Origin of the sequence: Pseudomonas canadensis, assembly GCF_030980095.1 — a bacterium.
GTDB lineage: Bacteria > Pseudomonadota > Gammaproteobacteria > Pseudomonadales > Pseudomonadaceae > Aquipseudomonas > Aquipseudomonas canadensis.
Map to the genome: position 1 here is coordinate 4,805,427 of NZ_CP133298.1, position 19,359 is coordinate 4,824,785.

At 61.0% G+C, this 19,359-nt stretch carries 19 protein-coding genes; 2 read left to right on the top strand and 17 right to left on the bottom strand.

What is annotated here, in order from left to right; genetic code table 11:
- From RB216_RS22250 to RB216_RS22315, 14 genes are all read right to left on the bottom strand, one after another.
- Positions 1 to 969 carry a GTP 3',8-cyclase MoaA gene (locus RB216_RS22250; RefSeq protein ID WP_028617571.1) on the bottom strand — a complete coding sequence of 323 codons (969 nt, stop codon included), beginning with the start codon at positions 967 to 969 and terminating at the stop codon, positions 1 to 3.
- A 115-nt stretch (positions 970 to 1,084) separates the two neighbouring features.
- Entirely contained in the window at positions 1,085 to 1,738 is a 654-nt protein-coding gene (locus tag RB216_RS22255) for a TetR/AcrR family transcriptional regulator (protein ID WP_028617572.1), read from the bottom strand.
- A gap of 445 nt (positions 1,739 to 2,183) precedes the next feature.
- Entirely contained in the window at positions 2,184 to 2,969 is a 786-nt protein-coding gene (locus tag RB216_RS22260) for a TatD family hydrolase (protein WP_122687230.1), read from the bottom strand.
- Between the two features lie 63 nt (positions 2,970 to 3,032).
- Positions 3,033 to 4,022, bottom strand: coding sequence for a DNA polymerase III subunit delta' (locus RB216_RS22265; protein ID WP_028617574.1), 990 nt, complete (start codon positions 4,020 to 4,022; stop codon positions 3,033 to 3,035).
- Positions 4,015 to 4,647 (bottom strand): dTMP kinase, encoded by a 633-nt coding sequence (tmk, locus tag RB216_RS22270; protein WP_028617575.1) that lies wholly within the window; start codon positions 4,645 to 4,647, stop codon positions 4,015 to 4,017. The genes RB216_RS22265 and tmk overlap by 8 nt, the downstream gene beginning before the upstream one ends.
- A 19-nt stretch (positions 4,648 to 4,666) precedes the next feature.
- Positions 4,667 to 5,800, bottom strand: coding sequence for an endolytic transglycosylase MltG (gene mltG / locus RB216_RS22275; RefSeq protein ID WP_236318271.1), 1,134 nt, complete (start codon positions 5,798 to 5,800; stop codon positions 4,667 to 4,669).
- A 1-nt stretch (position 5,801) separates the two neighbouring features.
- Positions 5,802 to 6,617, bottom strand: coding sequence for an aminodeoxychorismate lyase (gene pabC, locus RB216_RS22280; protein ID WP_028617577.1), 816 nt, complete (start codon positions 6,615 to 6,617; stop codon positions 5,802 to 5,804).
- Positions 6,617 to 7,861 carry a beta-ketoacyl-ACP synthase II gene (gene fabF / locus RB216_RS22285; RefSeq protein ID WP_028617578.1) on the bottom strand — a complete coding sequence of 415 codons (1,245 nt, stop codon included), beginning with the start codon at positions 7,859 to 7,861 and terminating at the stop codon, positions 6,617 to 6,619. The genes pabC and fabF overlap by 1 nt, the downstream gene beginning before the upstream one ends.
- Positions 7,862 to 7,989: 128 nt before the next feature.
- On the bottom strand, positions 7,990 to 8,226 hold the full coding sequence (gene acpP / locus RB216_RS22290) for an acyl carrier protein (RefSeq protein ID WP_003175607.1): 237 nt from the start codon (positions 8,224 to 8,226) through the stop codon (positions 7,990 to 7,992).
- Between the two features lie 191 nt (positions 8,227 to 8,417).
- The gene (gene fabG, locus RB216_RS22295; RefSeq protein ID WP_005790544.1) at positions 8,418 to 9,161 is read right to left on the bottom strand and encodes a 3-oxoacyl-ACP reductase FabG; all 744 of its coding nucleotides are present in this window, start codon (positions 9,159 to 9,161) and stop codon (positions 8,418 to 8,420) included.
- Between the two features lie 24 nt (positions 9,162 to 9,185).
- The gene (gene fabD, locus RB216_RS22300; protein WP_122554736.1) at positions 9,186 to 10,124 is read right to left on the bottom strand and encodes an ACP S-malonyltransferase; all 939 of its coding nucleotides are present in this window, start codon (positions 10,122 to 10,124) and stop codon (positions 9,186 to 9,188) included.
- A gap of 126 nt (positions 10,125 to 10,250) precedes the next feature.
- Entirely contained in the window at positions 10,251 to 11,261 is a 1,011-nt protein-coding gene (gene plsX, locus RB216_RS22305) for a phosphate acyltransferase PlsX (RefSeq protein ID WP_073860031.1), read from the bottom strand.
- 4 nt (positions 11,262 to 11,265) lie between these two features.
- Positions 11,266 to 11,448, bottom strand: a complete 183-nt coding sequence (gene rpmF, locus RB216_RS22310; RefSeq protein ID WP_008152339.1) for a 50S ribosomal protein L32 — start codon at positions 11,446 to 11,448, stop codon at positions 11,266 to 11,268.
- Positions 11,449 to 11,461: 13 nt separating this feature from the next.
- Positions 11,462 to 11,992: a YceD family protein gene (locus RB216_RS22315; RefSeq protein ID WP_010566563.1), complete on the bottom strand. Its 531-nt coding sequence runs from the start codon at positions 11,990 to 11,992 to the stop codon at positions 11,462 to 11,464.
- 105 nt (positions 11,993 to 12,097) lie between these two features.
- Between RB216_RS22315 and RB216_RS22320 the strand changes: the two genes are divergently transcribed.
- Complete coding sequence (locus tag RB216_RS22320; protein WP_028617581.1) at positions 12,098 to 12,676, top strand: Maf family protein; 579 nt, start codon at positions 12,098 to 12,100, stop codon at positions 12,674 to 12,676.
- A 114-nt stretch (positions 12,677 to 12,790) separates the two neighbouring features.
- Here RB216_RS22320 and RB216_RS22325 read toward each other — a convergent pair whose 3' ends face one another.
- From RB216_RS22325 to rluC, 3 genes are read right to left on the bottom strand one after another with little or no spacing between them, the layout of a single operon-like run.
- Positions 12,791 to 13,774 carry a S49 family peptidase gene (locus RB216_RS22325; protein WP_028617582.1) on the bottom strand — a complete coding sequence of 328 codons (984 nt, stop codon included), beginning with the start codon at positions 13,772 to 13,774 and terminating at the stop codon, positions 12,791 to 12,793.
- A gap of 21 nt (positions 13,775 to 13,795) precedes the next feature.
- Positions 13,796 to 14,458 carry an HAD-IA family hydrolase gene (locus RB216_RS22330; RefSeq protein ID WP_068937479.1) on the bottom strand — a complete coding sequence of 221 codons (663 nt, stop codon included), beginning with the start codon at positions 14,456 to 14,458 and terminating at the stop codon, positions 13,796 to 13,798.
- The gene (rluC, locus tag RB216_RS22335; protein ID WP_028617584.1) at positions 14,445 to 15,404 is read right to left on the bottom strand and encodes a 23S rRNA pseudouridine(955/2504/2580) synthase RluC; all 960 of its coding nucleotides are present in this window, start codon (positions 15,402 to 15,404) and stop codon (positions 14,445 to 14,447) included. The genes RB216_RS22330 and rluC overlap by 14 nt, the downstream gene beginning before the upstream one ends.
- Before the next feature lie 768 nt (positions 15,405 to 16,172).
- Here rluC and rne point away from each other — a divergent pair.
- Positions 16,173 to 19,331, top strand: a complete 3,159-nt coding sequence (gene rne / locus RB216_RS22340; RefSeq protein ID WP_308907902.1) for a ribonuclease E — start codon at positions 16,173 to 16,175, stop codon at positions 19,329 to 19,331.
- The last annotated feature ends 28 nt before the right edge of the window (positions 19,332 to 19,359 follow it).

The following is a 19,359-nucleotide window of genomic DNA, read 5'->3' on the forward strand; positions in this document are numbered from 1 at the left end:
TCAGCCGCCAATAATCTTCATGATGGTCGCGCCGCCGGAGAAGGCAACTTCCTGCTTGTCGCCCAAGGCCTTCATCAACAGGCCCTGCAGCGCTGGCAGCGCTTGATGGCGGGGTTTGTCCAGCAGGTCACCGACATAGTGACGGTTGCTCGACGACAGGCAACCATGCAACCAGCCGGTGGACGACAACCGCAACCGCGAACAGGTCCGGCAGAACGGCACGCTTTCGTTGGCAATCACACCAAAGAAACCTTTACCGGGGATTTCGTAGCGTACGGCAGTGGCATCCACAGGCGCATTGGCTTGCAGGTATTCATGCTGCTCACCAATCAAACCCAGCAGCTGTTGCAGGCTGACAAACTGCTGCAGGAACGCGTTGGAGTCTTTGGCCAGATGGCCCATGCGCATCAGCTCGATAAAGCGCAGTTCATAACCACGCTCCAGGCAGTAATCGAGCAGCGGCATCACTTGGTCGAGGTTCTGGCCGCGCAACGGCACCATGTTGACCTTGATCTTGATTCCGGCAGCGCGGGCCTGGTCCATGCCGTCGAGCACGGTGGCCAAGTCGCCGCCACGCGCGATGCTGCGGAAGGCATCCGCATCCAGGGTATCGAGGGAGACGTTGATGCGCTTGATCCCGGCGTCCACCAGCAGCGGCAGTTTGCGCGCCAGCAGTTGGCCATTGGTGGTCAGGCTGATGTCACTGAGGCCCATCTGCCCGACGGCGCCCATGAAGGCTTCCAGCTTGGGGCTGACCAGCGGTTCGCCGCCGGTGATGCGCAGGCGGTCGATGCCCGCCGCTTCGATCAGGTATTCCACACCACGGGCCATGGCCTCGGCCGAGAGCTCGTCCTGGGCAGCCACCAGCCGCTTGCCATTCGGCACGCAGTAGGTACACGCGTAATTGCAGGCTGAGGTCAGGCTGATCCGCAAATTGCGAAAACGCCTGCCTTGACGATCAACGATCATGGATCACTCCGGCAGAGGATGATTCGGGCGCGCTAAAAGCTGACTGATAAATCAGCTTTTAGCAAGAGTCCTTGCCTGAGTATATTCCTGGGGTACTACGCGTGGCAGCAAATCATTACGTGGAAGGCGATTCCAGCGGTGGATGCTCGGTACTGTGCTTGCGCTTGTTGCCCATGCGCACGCCGATGTCCATCAGGAACTGGAAGAAACCTTCCTGGTCTTCCAGCACATTGCTCCAGAACGGCGAGTGGTACAGCGCCACGGCGCCGTGCACCAAGGCCCAGGCGGCGCAGTAGTGGAAGTACGGCGGCACATCTTCCAGCTTGCCTTCACTGATGCGGCCCTTGATCAGCAGGGTCAGGCGTTCGAAGTTGGAAGCACGGATCTTGTGCAGCTCCTCGACCATCTCCGGCACCTGATGGCCCTTGACCACCTTCTCTTCCAGGCGGTCGAACAGGCGGTAGCGCTGCGGGTCGCGCATACGGAACTCGAAGTAGGCGCGGGACAGGGCTTCCTTGTCCTTGTCGACGTCGGCCGAATGCAGCAACTCGTTCAAGTCGCGCTCGTAGTCGAGCATCAGGCGCAGGTAGATTTCCGCCTTGGACTTGAAGTGCTTGTAGATCGTGCCTTTGCCGATACCCACGGCATCCGCGATCATCTCGACGGTGACGCTGTCTTCACCCTGTTCGAGGAACAGCTTGAGGGCGGTGTCGAGAATTTCCTGCTCACGGCGGCGAAACTCACGGACCTTACGGGGTTCTTTGTGCATGAGGAAGAGGTCTGCAAAGGTCAAAATAGGGAGGGTTACGCACGGCCACGGATACGCGGCGATACGATTTACCCGGTGCGAGGGATTATCCCGACTGAACGGTCGCTGGGCAATGCCTATGTGAACCGCAAACGCACTTTACTTTCAGCGCGCCAACGTTTTCATGGATCTCAGTCAGAAATAATACGCAACAACCGCCGCCGTGCACCTGCCCAATGAGAACTCAAGCGAAGCGCTCGTATTCCAAATCTGTTTAAAAAACGACCAGTCGCGACTGGACTGAATCGGATACTGATCAATACTTGAACTGTCGGCGTGACATCTCCCCCAAGTGAAGCGCCGACCTGGGTACCAACGGACCGTGTGCCCTTGTTTTACTCCTAATGGTCTTAGCCCGGATTCACCCCCCAGAACCCGGGTTTTTTTTGCCTGCGATTTGGCCGCGTCAGCCGGCGACGTGAGCCAGCGGGAACAGGCGCTTGAAGTTCTCGGTGGTCTGCTCGGCAAAACGCTCGTAGGACTCGCCACGCAGCATTGCCAGGTAATCCGCCACATCACGCACGTATTCCGGCAGGTTCGGCTTGCCGCGATGAGGAATGGGCGCCAGGTACGGTGAGTCGGTTTCCACCAGCAAGCGGTCGGCCGGCACTTGGCGCGCAACGTCGCGCAGGGCGTCGGCGTTGCGGAAGGTGACGATGCCCGACAGGGAAATGTAGAACCCCAGGTCCAGGGCCGCCCTGGCCATGTCCCAGTCCTCGGTGAAGCAATGCAACACGCCGGCTTGGGGCAGCGCGGCTTCGCGCAGCAGGGTCAGGGTGTCGGCACGGGCGCCACGGGTGTGGACGATCACCGGTTTGCCGGTCTGCTGGGCGGCTTGCAGGTGCAGGCGAAACGAAGCCTGCTGCAACTCGGCGGCTTCGGGCTCGTAGTGGTAATCCAGGCCGGTTTCGCCGATGGCCACTACGCGCGGGTGATTGAGCTCATTCAGCAGCCAGTCGAGGGCAGGTGCTTCGCCAGGCTTCAGGTCCAGCGGGTGAATGCCCACCGAGCAATCCACATCGGCATAACGCTCGGCCAGGGCTTTGACGTCGGCCGCGTTTTCCGCGCTGACGCCGATGCACAGGAAGTGCCCTACTCCGCGCTGGCGCGCGGCTTCGAGGGCAGCATCAAGGGAACCGCCGTGCTGGGTCAGGTCAAGGCGATCGAGGTGGCAATGGGAATCTACGAGCATAGGGATCTACAACTTCAGTCACGAAAAGTGTCTGGCCGACGATACACCTGTCGGCCACAGAATTTAACGGCGGCCGAGCAAGCCAACCCACTGCACCAGCAGCGCCTCAAGCAACAGCACGCGGTTAAGGTTGGCCTTGCCGAGTACCTTCTGGCGCTGCGCGAGGATCCAGTCCTGGATCGTCAGCACCTTGTCCTGGGCACTTTTCTGCGCCAGGTACTGCACCACTTTGCGCATGTCCGGCAGGCCCAGGCCGTTTTCATCCTGGGTCAGTTGGTAGCGCAGGATCAGGCTCGACCAGTCGCAGAACCAGTCAAACAGCAGCAGCAGGGGAATGTCCTTCCAGGCGCTTTCGGCCAGTTGAGTGGCGGACACTTCCTGCTTGATGAGTTTCTTCACGCCTTCCACCACCAGCGCGCGTTGCTCACGCACGCCCTGGGCTTGCAGCTTGACCGCCGCCAATGGCGAACCGGCCGCCAGGGTCAGTAGTTCGACCCGCTCGTCCTGACCGCAGTCCGGCAACGCCTGCGCGAGCCATTCGAGGCTCATGGCCTCGCTCGGCAGCGGGCATGCCTGCTGCACACAGCGGCTGCGGATGGTCGGCAACAGACGGCTGGACTGGTGGCTCACCAGCAGCAACACGGTATCGCCGGACGGCTCCTCCAGGCTCTTGAGCAAGGCGTTGGCGGCGTTGATGTTCATCGCCTCCACCGGCTCGATCAGCACCACCTTGCGCCCACCCATCTGCGCGGTCTGCACCACGAAGCTGACGAGGTCACGCACCTGGTCGACCTTGATCGCCTTGTCGGCTTCCTCGGGCTCCAGCAGGTAGTTGTCCGGGTGACTGCCGGCCTTGAGCAACAGGCACGACTTGCACTCGCCGCAGGCTTCCAGGTTGACCGGGCGCTGGCACAGCAGGCTGGCCATGAGGCGCTCGGCCAGGTCACGCTTGCCGATCCCGACCGGCCCATGCAACAGGTAGGCGTGGGCGTGCTGCGCGCGGCCGGCCAGTTGTTGCCACAGGCTGTCCTGCCACGGATAGGCTTCAGCCACGGGCGCGCTCCAGCAGTGTCGGCAACAGCGCGTCGATGGCGTGCTGCACCTGGGCCAGCGGTTGGGCGGCGTCCAGCAGGTAGTAGCGTGCAGGTTCGGCCGCGGCACGCTTGAGGAACGCGGTGCGTACGGCGTCAAAGAAGGCCTGGCCTTCCAGCTCGAAGCGATCCAGGCGACCCCGGGCGCTGGCGCGAGCCAGGCCCACTTCCACCGGCAGGTCGAAGACCAGGGTCAGGTCAGGGCGCAGGTTGCCTTGAACGAAGGTTTCCAGGGTGGCGATGCGTTCCAGGGACAGGCCCCGACCACCGCCCTGGTAGGCATAGGTGGAATCGGTGAACCGGTCGCAGATCACCACGGCACCGCGTGCCAGGGCCGGACGAATCACTTCGGCCAGGTGCTGGGCACGGGCGGCGAACACCAACAGCAGCTCGGTGTCCGGGTTCATCTGCTCTTCACCCGGCGCCAGCAGCACTTCGCGGATACGCTCGGCCAGTGGCGTGCCGCCGGGCTCGCGGGTCAACACCACCTCAATGCCTTCGCTGCGCAGACGCTCAGCCAGGTAATCACGGTTGGTGCTTTTGCCGGCGCCTTCGGGGCCTTCCAGGGTTATAAACAAGCCAGTCACAGGCAGTCCTTAGTCAGAATTATTGCGGGTTTTGCGGCGCTTCAACATCTGGCGCAGACTCGGCCGGCTTTTCAACGGGCACATCGGCCGGCGGCGTTGCATCTTCCGCAGGCTTCACCACTGGCGCCGGGCTGGAGCGATAATCAGCGCGGCGCTTGAGCTGGAACTCCCGCACGGCGGCATTATGCGCATCCAGATCATCAGAGAAAATATGGCTGCCATCACCTCGGGCAACGAAATACAGGCTGCTGCCCGGCACCGGGTTCAGCGCGGCATGAATCGCCTCGCGGCCGACCATGGCGATGGGCGTCGGCGGCAGGCCGGCGACCATATAGGTGTTGTAAGGGTTGGCTTCCTTGAGGTGGGCGCGGGTCAACTTGCCGTTGTAGCGCTCGCCCAGGCCGTAGATCACTGTTGGGTCGGTCTGCAACAGCATGCCGATCTTCAGGCGACGCACAAATACCCCGGCGATCTGCCCACGTTCTTCGGGTACGCCAGTCTCTTTTTCCACCAGGGAGGCCATGATCAGCGCTTGATAAGGGTCGGTGTACGGCGCATCGGGAGCGCGCTTGCTCCACTCCTGGGCGAGGACATCATCCAGGCGGTTGTAGGCTTTTTTCAGGAGTTCGACGTCGGTCATGCCACGCACAAAGCGATAGGTATCGGGGAAGAACCGCCCTTCGGGAAACACGCCGGGGTGGCCGAGCTTGTCCATGACTTCGCTGTCACTAAGGCCTGCGAGGGTCTGCACGATCTTTTCATGCTTGGCCAACGCCGAGCGCACCTGACGGAAGTTCCAGCCTTCCACTAGCGTCAGGCTGTATTGCACCACTTCGCCACGCTGCCACAGGCCGATCAGGCCTTGCGCCGTCATGCCAGGGGTCATGCGGTATTCGCCGCTGTGCAGAGGCTGGCCGTCAAGGTTGAAGCGCCAGTACAGGCGCAACCAGAAGGCGCCATCCAGCACACCCTCGGCTTCCAGGCGATTGAAGGTGCCGGTGGGGGTCGCCCCGGCCGGTACGTCGAGCAATTGCTCCTGAGTCACGTTCAAGGGCTGCTTCAGGGCCGCGTCGTATTTCCAGGCGCCATAGCCCAACAGCAAAGCCGCTGAGAACAGACCGATCAGCAGCAGTACAACCAGTTTTCGTATCAACTCAAATTTCCAATAGCGCGCGAACAATGCCTTGCAGTTTACGGGTGAGCGGCCCAACCGGCCAGCTCATCCCAGCACAACCGCGCACCGGCCAAATGCCATAAACGCTGTTGCACACGAAGACTTCGTCGGCCTGCTGCAACTGCTCAAGATCGATGTGGGCCACGGCCACCGGGAGGCCCAGTCGATCTGCCTGGGCCAGAATCTCGGCACGCATCACGCCGGCAACGCCGCAACGGGTCAGATCAGCGGTTAGTAACAAGCCGTTGCGCACGAGGAACAGGTTGCTGAACACGCCCTCGATGACACGCCCGGACACATCCAGCATCAAGCCTTCAGCGTGCTCGGCGTCTTGCCACTCGGCACGGGCGATTACCTGTTCGAGGCGATTGAGGTGCTTGAGACCGGCCAGCAACGGCTGCTCGGCCAAGCGGGTCGCACACGCAAATAGACGGATGCCGTCGACTGCATGGGCGTGAGGATAGGTAGCGGGCGGACTGCCCTGCAAAATACGGCGCACCGGCGCGCCAGGGTTGATGCCATAACCGCGCAGGCTGTCGCCACGGGTGAGGATCAACTTGAGGACACCGTCGCCGAGTGCGGCGGCATAGGCCAGCACTTCGCTGCGAATCAACCCATGATCCGCAACCAAGGCGAGGCGCCTGCAACCCTCAGCGAGGCGTTGCAGGTGACGGTCGAGCAGCACCGGCTGCCCGGCTCTGACGGCGATGGTCTCGAACAGCCCATCGCCATACGCCAGGCCACGATCTTTCAGGGGCACGCTGTCCGCTGGCTGACCGTCGACCCAGCTGTGCATCACTCGGCGAACCGGCGGAACACCAGGGAACCGTTGGTGCCGCCAAAACCGAACGAGTTGGAGATCACCACGTCGATCGGCATCGGTTGCGCTTCGTGGGGCACGAAGTTCAAGTCGCAGCCTTCGTCCGGCTCATCCAGGTTGATGGTCGGCGGAGCGACCTGGTCCTTGATGGCCATGACGCTGAAGATCGCTTCGACCGCGCCCGCCGCACCCAGCAAGTGGCCGGTCATGGACTTGGTGGAGCTGACCGCCAGCTTGTAGGCATGCTCGCCGAACACCGACTTGATGGCTTCGGCTTCCGCCAAGTCGCCAGTCGGAGTCGACGTGCCGTGGGCGTTGATGTACTGCACCTTGTCCGCATTGACCTTCGCGTCACGCAAGGCGTTGGTGATGCAACGCGCAGCACCGGCACCGTCGGACGGTGGCGAAGTCATGTGGTAAGCATCGCCGCTCATGCCGAAGCCGATCAGCTCGGCGTAGATGGTGGCGCCACGCGCCTTGGCGTGTTCCAACTCTTCCAGCACCAGGGCACCGGCACCGTCTGACAGGACGAAACCGTCACGGCCTTTGTCCCATGGACGGCTGGCGCGGGTCGGCTCGTCGTTGCGGGTCGACAGCGCACGGGACGCGCCGAAGCCGCCCATGCCGAGACCGCAGGCCGCCATCTCGGCGCCACCAGCGATCATCACGTCGGCTTCGTCATAAGCGATGTTGCGTGCAGCCATGCCGATGCAGTGCGTGCCGGTGGTGCACGCCGTGGCGATAGCGTAGTTAGGCCCCTGTGCGCCCAAGTGGATCGACAGGAAACCGGAAATCATGTTGATGATCGAGCCCGGAACGAAGAACGGTGAAATTCGACGGGGGCCGGAATCGTGCAACGTGCGGCTGGTTTCTTCGATATTGGTCAAACCGCCAATACCCGAACCCATGGCCACGCCGATGCGATCACGGTTGGCGTCGGTGACTTCCAGGCCAGCGTTACGCACTGCCTGAAAACCGGCTGCCAAGCCGTATTGAATGAACAGGTCGAGTTTGCGGGATTCTTTGACCGAGAGATATTCCTCGACATTGAAACCCTTTACCGAGCCGCCAAAACGGGTGGAATAGGCAGAAAGGTCCGTGTGTTCGATCAGACCAATACCACTGTGGCCAGCCAGAATGCCCTGCCAACTGCTCGGCACATCCGTGCCCAGTGGCGACAACATACCCATACCGGTGACTACGACGCGTCTACGCGACACAGCACTCTCCTTTTTCTAATGACGACACTTTTGCTTCAGCGCTTGTTTTTCATCAGGGCTAAAGAAAAAACCGCACGCCGTTACAGCAGTGCGGTTTTTCCCTGACAGCAAGCGACGACTACAAACTATTACGCCTGGTGGCTAGTAACGTAGTCGATAGCAGCTTGAACAGTAGTGATTTTTTCAGCTTCTTCGTCCGGGATTTCGGTCTCGAATTCCTCTTCCAGAGCCATCACCAGCTCAACGGTGTCAAGGGAATCGGCACCCAGGTCTTCTACGAAGGAAGCAGTGTTGACCACTTCTTCTTCTTTAACGCCCAGTTGCTCGGCGACGATTTTCTTGACGCGCTCTTCGATGGTGCTCATACCTTGTTTAACTCCTAATGGACAAATTCAGGCAGCTGGCCAGTGGGTAAGTGTATAGAAAGCCATTTCAGCTTTTCAACTGAAAGCTTCACCCTGTACCCGGTCGGCCACCTGCCTATAAATTAAGTTGCAGCTTTATAACGGATTTTAGACAGCTCGTATGACATTTTTTTGAAGCGATCCGTCACAATTTAACTCATGTACATCCCGCCGTTCACCGGGATTGTAGCCCCAGTCACGTATGCCGCACCGTCGGATGCCAGGAAAGTGACCACATTCGCGATCTCTTGAGCCTGGCCCAGACGGCCCAGCGGAATCTGCGTCAGCAAGGCTTCACGCTGTGCTTCCGGCAGTTCGCGGGTCATATCGGTGTCGATGAACCCTGGGGCCACCGAGTTGACCGTAATCGACCGCGAGCCGACTTCACGTGCCAAGGCACGGCTGAAACCTTCCAGACCGGCTTTGGCGGAGGCGTAGTTTACTTGGCCTGCGTTGCCCATGGCACCCACTACGGAGCCAATATTGATAATTCGGCCCCAACGCGCCTTGGTCATGCCGCGCAAAACGCCCTTGGACAGGCGAAACAGACTGTTCAAGTTGGTGTCGACCACGTCGTACCACTCGTCGTCTTTCATGCGCATCATCAGGTTATCGCGGGTGATACCGGCGTTGTTCACCAGAATCGCCGGCGCACCGAATTGCGCGGTGATCTCGGCCAATACGGCAGCCACGGACTCATCGCTGGTCACGTTCAGCTCAAGGCCAGTGCCTTGCACGCCATTTTCCTTCAGGGTCGCGGCGATACGCTCGGCGCCCGAAGCGGATGTGGCGGTGCCGATCACAACGGCGCCCTGACGGCCCAGTTCCAGGGCGATCGCCTGGCCAATGCCACGGCTTGCGCCGGTAACCAGTGCAACTTTACCTTGCAGACTCATGCAGGCTTCTCCTTAGTTCGGGGATTAGGCCAGTGCCGCGCGAGCGGCAGCGAAGGCATCCGGGGTATTGAGGTTGGCAGTCGACACGCCGTCGGCGCAGCGCTTGTTCAGGCCGGCCAGGACTTTGCCCGGACCGCACTCGACCAGCTCGGTGGCGCCGTTGGCCGCCAGGGTCTGGACCGATTCAACCCAGCGTACGGGCTTGTAGAGTTGCTCCAGCAGGTCGCGCTTGAGGGTGTCGAGGTCGGCAGCCACGGCTGCGCTGACGTTCTGCACCAACGGGATCTGCGGCGCCTGCCAGTTGATGGCGGCGATGGACTCGGCAAAGCGCTCGGCCGCCGGGCGCATCAGCTCGCAGTGCGACGGCACGCTCACCGGCAGCGGCAACGCACGCTTGGCGCCACGGGCCTTGCAGCCTTCGATGGCACGCTCAACGGCCGCCTTGGCACCGGCGATCACCACCTGGCCAGGCGAGTTGAAGTTCACGGCGCTGACCACTTCGCCTTGGGCCGCCTCAGCACAAACTTCGATCACCACGGCGTCGTCCAGACCCAGGATCGCGGCCATGCCGCCCTGCCCGGCCGGAACGGCTTCTTGCATCAGTTGGCCACGGCGCTCGACCAGTTTGACCGCCTCAGCAAGGGTCAGGCTGCCCGCAGCCACCAGGGCGCTGTATTCGCCCAGGCTGTGACCGGCAACGAATGCCGGACGCGCGCCGCCTTCCGCCAGCCACAAGCGCCACAGGGCGATCGAAGCGGTCAGGATGGCCGGCTGGGTTTTATCGGTTTGATTGAGTTGCTCTTCCGGCCCTTGCTGGGTCAGTGCCCACAGGTCGTAACCGAGGGCGTCGGAAGCCTCTTTAAAGGTGTCCAGGATCAGCGGGTACTGCGCGCCCAGCTCGGCCAACATGCCGAGGGACTGTGAACCCTGCCCTGGAAAGACGAATGCGAGGGATGTAGACATGTAACAAGCCCCTAATGATCTGGTCGTCAAAAATGCGCACTCCTACGGTGGGAGCGCACGAAACTGACAGATTGGATGGACAATTGAACTGGCCGGTCACATTTAAGCACTCTCGGGCCGATTCGCCTAAGGCAACAGGTCCTCAAGACGGCCGTGCAAGCGTTGCGGCAAGTTTTCCTGGATCTCGATCAGGGCCCGCGCAATCGCGCTTTGAAAGCCTTCCACACCCGCCGATCCATGGCTTTTCACCACAATGCCCTGCAAGCCCAGGAAACTCGCGCCATTATGCCGCGCCGGGGCCAGGTCGGCCTGCAGGCGGCGCATCAACGGCAGCGCCAGGGCACCGACGAGACGCGACGCCAGGTTCCGCCTGAACAAAGCCTCGATACGCGTGGCAATCATGGTAGCCAGGCCTTCGCTGGACTTGAGCAGGATATTGCCGACGAACCCGTCGCACACCACTACATCCGCCTCACCGCGATACAAGCCGTCCCCCTCGACAAAGCCGATGTAGTTCAAGCCACGCGCGCCTTGCAGCAAAGTGGCGGCCAGCTTGACCTGCTGGTTACCCTTGATGTCTTCGGTACCGATATTCAGCAACGCCACCCGCGGGCGGGCCACGCCCAGCGCCTCGGCGGCCACCGAGCCCATCACCGCAAACTGGAACAGGTGCTCGGCACTGCAATCGACGTTCGCCCCCAGGTCCAGCAGTTGGCAATAGCCTTTCTGCGTTGGAATTGCCGCCACCATCGCCGGCCGGTCAATGCCGGGCAAGGTCTTGAGTACAAACCGAGACAACGCCATCAACGCCCCGGTATTGCCGGCGCTGACACAGGCTTGCACCTTGCCATCACGCAGCAACTCCAGCGCCACCCGCATCGAAGAGTCGGGCTTGCCACGCAGGGCAGAGGCCGGCTTTTCATCCATGGTGATGGTTTCGCTGGCCGGAGTAATCGTCAGGCGCGCGCGATCCACCGCCGGATGGCTGGCAATCAGTTCTTCAAGTAGGGAGGGTTGACCGACTAGGGTCAGGTGCAGCGAGGGTGTTGCAGTCAGGCTGGCAATGCAGGCCTGAACAATGCTGCGGGGACCGAAGTCCCCGCCCATTGCGTCTATCGCGATGACTAGAGCAGACAAGTGATTACTCGTCAGCGCCCTTGTCGATCACTTTACGACCACGGTATACGCCTTCTGGCGATACGTGGTGACGCAGGTGAATTTCACCTGTGGTTTTTTCTACAGACAGAGTGCTCGCCGTCAGGGCATCGTGCGAACGACGCATGTCACGGGCAGAGCGGGATTTTTTGTTCTGCTGAACAGCCATAATTGATTAACTCCTAAACGTTTGGGTCACGCTTTAACTGCGCCAATACACTGAACGGGTTGGACCGCGTTACCTCGTCCTCGCTCGGTTCGGGCTCGTCATCGAGACCCGCCGGCTGCTGGCATTCTTCCGGATGATGAGCAGGCACAATGGGCAAGGCGAGCAGAAGCTCCTCCTCGATCAGTGCATGCAGATCCAAAGGATCTTCGCCCAGTTCCAGCACGTCATAACCTTTCGGCAACGACTGGGTATTCGCACCCTCCTTCACCACAGCATAACTGCACTCGCTGTGGATCGGCAGGGTGACCAGCTCAAGACAACGCTGGCAAACCATTTTGACCTCGGTGTCGATAAAGCTGTGGATTACCACAGACTTACGTTCATCTCGTTCAAAAACGAATTTGGCCTGCACCGTACCGACAGTGTCGGAAAGCGGGTCGCAGAGTCTCTCCAAATCGGCCAGCAGCAACTCACCTTGAAGGGAAGTGCCACGATCAGCCAATTTGCGCGGGTCAACGTGAGGTGGAATCGGGTCATTCAACATAGGCGCAGCATTATAGGGATGCACCCAGCCATGTCAAAGGAAATTCAGCCCTGTGCGTCAGCCGGTCGCCCCGCTAGAATCCCCGACTGCCCTGAGGAGACGCCCATGCTGCCTTTATTACTCGCATCCAGCTCGGTTTATCGCCGGGAATTGCTGAGCCGCCTGCACCTGCCGTTCATCTGCAGCTCGCCGGATATCGACGAGAGCCACCGCGAAAATGAATCCGCCATTGAACTGGTCAAGCGCCTGGCCGAACAGAAAGCCCGTGCACTCGCCGCCAGCCATCCAGGGCATCTGATTATAGGCTCCGACCAGGTCGCGGCACTCGACGGCCGGATCATCGGCAAGCCCCACACCTTCGAGAACGCCCGCCAACAATTGCTGGCGGCCAGCGGCAAGCGCGTCAGCTTCCTCACCGGACTGGCACTGCTGAACAGCGAGACGGGGCACTGCCAGGTCGACTGCGTACCCTTTAGCGTGCACATGCGCGAACTGGATGCTGAACGCATCGAGCGCTATCTGCGGATTGAGCAGCCGTATGACTGCGCAGGTAGCTTCAAGGCAGAAGGATTGGGTGTGAGCCTGTTCCAGAGCACCGAAGGGCCGGACGCGACCAGCTTAGTGGGCCTACCACTGATACGACTGGTCGACATGCTGCTCGCCGAAGGTGTGCAAATCCCCTGAGAACACCACAAAACCACTGTAGGAGCTGGCTTGCCAGCGATAACGGTGGATCAGCCACCGCCAATGCCGGCTGACCCATCGCTATCGCTGGCAAGCCGACTCCTACAGGGTATTTCAGCGTAGGGATGGGCCTTGGAAGCCCATATAGAAGGCCAGCTTCTCCGCCACGCTGGCACCGAGCCGCTTGGAAAAACGATCAAACGGCGATTCCTCAACCGTGAAGTCCACCAGCTCCTTCTCGCCAATCACATCCCGCGCCACCGAACTTGCACTGCCCAGGCCATCGATCAGACCCAGCGGCAACGCCTGCTCGCCCGACCACACCAGGCCGGAGAACAACTCCGGATGATCCTTATCCTTCAGACGATCGCCGCGCCCCTGCTTCACGCTGGCGATGAACTGGCGATGGGTGGTGTCGAGCACGCCCTGCCAGAACTGGGTCTCGTCAGCCTTCTGCGGCTGGAACGGATCAAGGAACGACTTGTGCTCGCCCGACGTGTAGGTGCGACGCTCCACCCCCAGTTTCTCCATGGCGCCGACAAACCCGTAACCGGCCGCCGTCACACCAATGGACCCCACCAGGCTAGCCTTATCGGCGTAAATCTGATCAGCAGCACTGGCGATGTAATAAGCACCCGAAGCCCCCAGGTCGGAAATCACCGCATACAGCTTGATATCAGGGTGCAAGCCACGCAGACGGCGAATTTCGTCATACACATAGCCGGACTGCACAGGACTGCCACCCGGGCTGTTGATGCGCAGGATCACGCCCTTGACCTTGGGGTCTTCAAACGCAGCACGCAGGCTGCTGACGATGTTGTCGGCACTGGCGGACTCCTTGTCGGCAATCACCCCGCGCACTTCGATCAACGCGGTGTAATTGGCGCCACGGGTTGCGCTTTTTTCCATGTCCATCAGCGGGCTGAACAAGGCGAGCATGGCGATAAGCCAGACGAACGTCAGCAGCTTGAAGAAGATCCCCCAACGCCGTGCACGACGCTGCTCCTGAACGCTGGCCAGGAGGGTTTTCTCCAGCAGCTTCCAGCTTTTGTCATCACTGCTTTCAGCCTTTTCGGGCGCTTTCCACTCGTCACTCATGCCATCAACCCCAGCAAAGACTTATCGGACCCGGCCGAGCCAGGCCTGCAATTCGGAAAAATGATCGATCGTCAGACGCGGCTCGTATTGCTGCAAGGCCTCGGCAGCCTGGGCGCCATAACTGACCGCCACGCTGTCCATGCCCGCATTGCGCGCCATCATCAAGTCGAAGGAAGCATCACCCACCATCAAGGCCTGGCGTGGCGACACGCCGCAATGGGCCAGGATCTGCTCCAGCATCAGAGGGTGAGGCTTGCTGGCAGTTTCATCGGCGGCACGGGTGATATCGAAATAATCTTCCCAACCGTGAGCCTTGAGCACACGGTCCAGCCCGCGACGCGCCTTGCCGGTGGCGACGGCCAAGTGATAACCCTCGGCGCGGAACGCCTCCAGAGACTGCACCACACCGTCGAACAAGGGCGAAGGCGTGGCCTCCAGGGCGATGTAGTGATCGGCATAGTGATCACGGAAGGTGACCAGCTCGGCGTCACTGATCTCGGGGTACAAGGTACGAATGGCCTCAGGCAGGCCCAGGCCGATAATGCCCTTGACCGCATGATCGGTGCACAGCGCGTAGCCCGAGCGGGTCGACGCTGCATGCATCGACTCGACAATCCGGCCAATGGAGTTGGCCAGAGTGCCGTCCCAATCGAAAATCAGCAGTTTGTAATCAAGGTGCGACACTCAAGCGCTCCACGGTCTTGGCCCACATTTCATCGACCGGCGCCTGCAGCTTCAACTCGCCACCATCGGGCAGCGGCACGGTGAGCATGTAAGCGTGCAGGAACAGGCGCTTGCCGCCCAGATCGCGAATCTCCTTGGAGAAATCCTCGTCGCCGTACTTGGTATCGCCAGCGATGCAATGACCAGCGTGCAGGGTGTGCACGCGGATCTGGTGGGTACGCCCGGTCACCGGCTTGGCCTCGACCAGGGTGGCGAAGTCACCGAAGCGGCGCAGCACCTTGAACAGGGTCAGGGCCTCTTTGCCCTCCTCGTCCACTTCCACCATGCGCTCGCCGGAACGCAGGTTGCTCTTCTGCAACGGCGCACGGACGCTCTTGATGGAACTGGCCCAGTTACCGCGCACCAGCGCCATGTAGCGCTTGTCCACACCATCGCCACGCAGGGCGGTGTGCAGGTGGCGCAACATGCTGCGCTTCTTGGCGATCATCAGCAGGCCAGAGGTGTCACGGTCCAGGCGATGGACCAACTCCAGCTCCTTGGCGTCCGGGCGCAACTGACGAAAGGCTTCGATCACGCCGAAATTCAGTCCACTGCCGCCGTGAACCGCAATGCCGCAAGGCTTGTTGATCACGATCAGCTTGTTGTCTTCGAAGACAATCGAGGCTTCCAGGCGTTGCAGCAACCCCTGCGCCAATGGCACAGGCTCGTCACGCTCCGGCACGCGAACCGGCGGCACACGGACGATATCGCCCGCCTGCAACTTGTACTCGGGCTTGATCCGGCCCTTGTTCACCCGCACTTCACCTTTACGCAAGATGCGGTAAATCAAGGTCTTGGGCACGCCTTTGAGCCTGGCCAGGAGAAAATTGTCGATGCGTTGGCCGGCATATTCCGGCGAGACCTCAAGCAGCTGGACGCTGGGGGTCTGGGGGGCGGTAGTCGTCATGGCGGCGATGATAACAATTTTTTATGGAATTGAAGCACTTAATCATTGCTGCTATAGTCGCGAACGCCGCCAAAAGCGGCCTGGACAGAGGACTTGCGGCAAACTGCCGGCCCTGACCATCGCAATTCATCAGGACGCGAGGCCGTCCTACGGGGCTTTCGCCACCCTGGAAGGCTCAAGATTGTAACAAGCGCAGGTGACATGAGGCCTGAAGCGAGTGCAGAAAGCAGAGTAAATACTCGCGTTCTGCGCCGATATTTACGGCCAGTTCACAAAGTGCAGTCAGTCTTGGACCAGACCACGGCGAATACTTCGGAAACAACGCCTGTTAAGAGCTGAGTGAGAGCGCAACCGCCCACACCTAGTCTTGTTTAGCCATGAGCGTGGACTCCCCATTGGAGAACACGGTAAATGCCAACCCGCTGCGGATTCTGCGCGCGGCAGCACCCGAATTATCAGGGATACGTGTAGGGTGGAGATGCACAACCGTCGGACTGTGTAGCACTAGGCTTATATTTAGACGCTTCATCTCGTCCACAGTCGCCGGTTGATTCCTCCTCCTGACCTTAGCTTTTGTTGAAGTGGTGCCTTTGTCACCACCGCTAACAAGCAGGACGCGTCCGTCGCGATACCGGCCCAATTGGCTGGTTTTTGCTGGACACTGGAGTGGCCAACCACTCTTGACGCACCTGACACCGACCGTGAGAAGTCGTGTGTGCCGAACGCCGTTTCCGGCAGCCCGGAAACCGACGGTACAACATGAAAAGAATGCTGATTAACGCAACTCAACCCGAAGAGTTGCGTGTTGCACTGGTAGATGGCCAACGCCTCTACGACCTGGACATCGAATCCGGTGCACGCGAGCAAAAGAAGGCCAACATCTATAAAGGCCGTATTACTCGCATCGAACCAAGCCTTGAGGCTGCCTTTGTCGATTTCGGCTCCGAGCGCCACGGCTTCCTGCCACTCAAAGAAATCTCCCGCGAATACTTCAAGAAAGCTCCTGAAGGCCGCGTGAACATCAAGGACGTCCTGAGCGAAGGCCAGGAAGTCATCGTCCAGGTAGAAAAAGAAGAACGTGGCAACAAGGGCGCAGCCCTGACCACCTTCATCAGCCTGGCCGGCCGTTACCTGGTCCTGATGCCAAACAACCCACGTGCCGGCGGCATTTCCCGTCGCATCGAAGGCGAAGAGCGCAACGAACTGCGTGAAGCGCTGAACGGCCTGATCGCACCGGCCGACATGGGCCTGATCGTTCGCACTGCAGGCCTGGGCCGCAGCAGCGAAGAAATGCAGTGGGACCTCGACTACCTGCTGCAACTATGGACCGCTATCAAAGAAGCGTCCCTGGATCGTTCCGCGCCGTTCCTGATCTATCAGGAAAGCAACGTGATCATCCGCGCCATCCGCGATTACCTGCGCCAGGACATCGGCGAAGTGCTGATCGACAGCGTTGAAGCCCAGGACGAAGCCCTGACCTTCATCCGCCAGGTGATGCCGCAGTACGCCAGCAAGATCAAGCTGTACGAAGACAGCGTTCCGCTGTTCAACCGTTTCCAGATCGAAAGCCAGATCGAGACCGCCTTCCAGCGCGTGGTCGAACTGCCTTCCGGTGGCTCCATCGTGATCGACCCGACCGAAGCCCTGGTGTCCATCGACATCAACTCGGCGCGTGCGACCAAAGGCAGCGACATCGAAGAAACCGCCCTGCAGACCAACCTGGAAGCGGCTGAAGAAATCGCCCGCCAGCTGCGCCTGCGTGACATCGGCGGCCTGATCGTGATCGACTTCATCGACATGACCCCGGCCAAGAACCAACGCGCCGTGGAAGAAAAAGTCCGCGAATGCCTGGAAGCTGACCGTGCCCGCGTACAGGTCGGCCGCATTTCGCGCTTCGGCCTGCTGGAAATGTCCCGTCAGCGCCTGCGTCCGTCCCTGGGCGAGAGCAGCGGCATCGTCTGCCCGCGTTGCAACGGCACCGGCATCATCCGTGACGTTGAATCGCTGTCGCTGGCGATCCTGCGCTTGATCGAAGAAGAAGCCCTGAAAGACCGCACCGCCGAAGTCCGCGCGCAAGTGCCGATCCCGGTTGCAGCGTTCCTGCTCAACGAAAAACGCAACTCGATCACCAAGATCGAACTGCGCACCCGTGCCCGTATCGTCATCCTGCCGAACGATCACCTCGAAACCCCGCACTTCGAAGTGCAGCGCCTGCGTGACGACAGCCCGGAAGCCCACAGCGGCCAGTCCAGCTACGAAATCGCCGCTGCCGCTGCCGAAGTGGAAGAAGTCCAGCCTGCTGCCGCGACCCGCACCCTGGTTCGCCAGGAAGCCGCAGTCAAGACCGCGCCGGCCCGCGCCAACGCACCGGTTCCGACCGAAGTCGCCGCGCCAGTTGCCGCACCGGCCGCCCTGCCTGAGCCAAGCCTGTTCAAAGGCCTGGTGAAGTCGCTGGTCAGCCTGTTCGCCACCAAGGAAGAGCCAGCTGCTCCGGTTGTGGTTGAGAAACCTGCCGCCGAGCGCCCTGCGCGCAACGAAGAACGTCGCAACGGTCGCCAGCAGAGCCGTAACCGCAATGGTCGTCGTGACGAAGAGCGCAAGCCGCGCGAAGAACGTGCACCGCGTGAAGAACGCGCTCCACGCGAAGAACGTGCCCCTCGCGAAGCCCGTGAAGAAACCCCGACTGTAGAACGCGCACCACGCGAAGAGCGTGCACCGCGCACTCCACGTGCCCCACGTGAAGACCGCAAGCCACGTGGCGAGCGTGAAGAACGTGTGCGCGAACTGCGTGAGCCGCTGGACGCAGCCCCTGCTGTAGCCGGCGCCGCCGCTGCTGCTACCGAAGAGCGTCCAGCTCGCCAGCCGCGTGAAGAGCGTGCGCCACGTGAAGAACGCCAACCTCGCGCCCCGCGTGAAGAGCGTCAACCGCGTGCCGAACAAGCCGCTGCCGCCAGCGAAGAAGAAGTGCTGACCGGCGAAGAGCAACTGCAGGAAGACGGTCAGGAAGGCGCCGAAGGCGATCGTCCACGCCGCCGCTCCCGTGGCCAGCGTCGTCGCAGCAACCGTCGTGAGCGTCAACGTGATGCCAACGGCAACGTGATCGAAGGCTCGGAAGAGACCGGCGAGAACGCAGAAGCCGCTACCAGCGAACCGACTGGCGCCGAACTGGCTGCCGGCCTGGCCGTTACCGCTGCGGTTGCCAGCTCGGTCATCAGCGCACCGGCTGAAGCCAAGGCTCACGAACAGGCTGAACGTGCCACTGCTGCTGTTGAAGAAACCGTAGCGGTTGAAGCACCTGCTGCCGAGACCCCAGTGGTTGAAGCGCCGGTTGTTGAAGCGCCTGCAGTTGAAGCGCCAGTCGTAGAGGCTCCGGTTGTAGAAGCCACCACCCCAATCGAAGCGCCGGTTGTTCCGGAAGTGGAAGTTGCCCCGGTTCAAGAAGCCCAGCCAGAAGTTGAAGTGGCAGCGGTTGAGCCCGCCCCAGTGATTGAGCCTCAGCCAGTGGTTGAAGCGGTGGTTGAAGCACCGGTTGTCGAAGCAGCGCCAGAAGTACGTGAAGTTCGCGAAGTTCGTGAAGAACAGACCGCCTTCCAATGGACTGCCGAGCCTGCCGCGCCGGTTGAAGCGCCACAACCTGCCACTGTGGTAGAAGAAGCCCCAGCACCGGTTGCCGAAGTCGTGGTTGCCGAGCCAGCCCCAGTGGTTGAGCCTGCTCCGGTCGTTGAACCTGCGCCAGTGGTTGAAGCGCCGATGGTTGCCGAAGTTGCCGCCCCCGTGGTTGAAGCAGCACCGGTCAGCGCGCTGACCGAAAACGGCCGTGCCCCGAACGACCCACGTGAAGTGCGTCGTCGTCGCAAGGAAGCCGAAGCCGCCGCAGCTGCTGCCGCAGCACAGGAAGCAGAGCACGAGAGCAAACCTCTCGCCTGATTCGCGCAGCGACTAAAAAGCCCCGCCT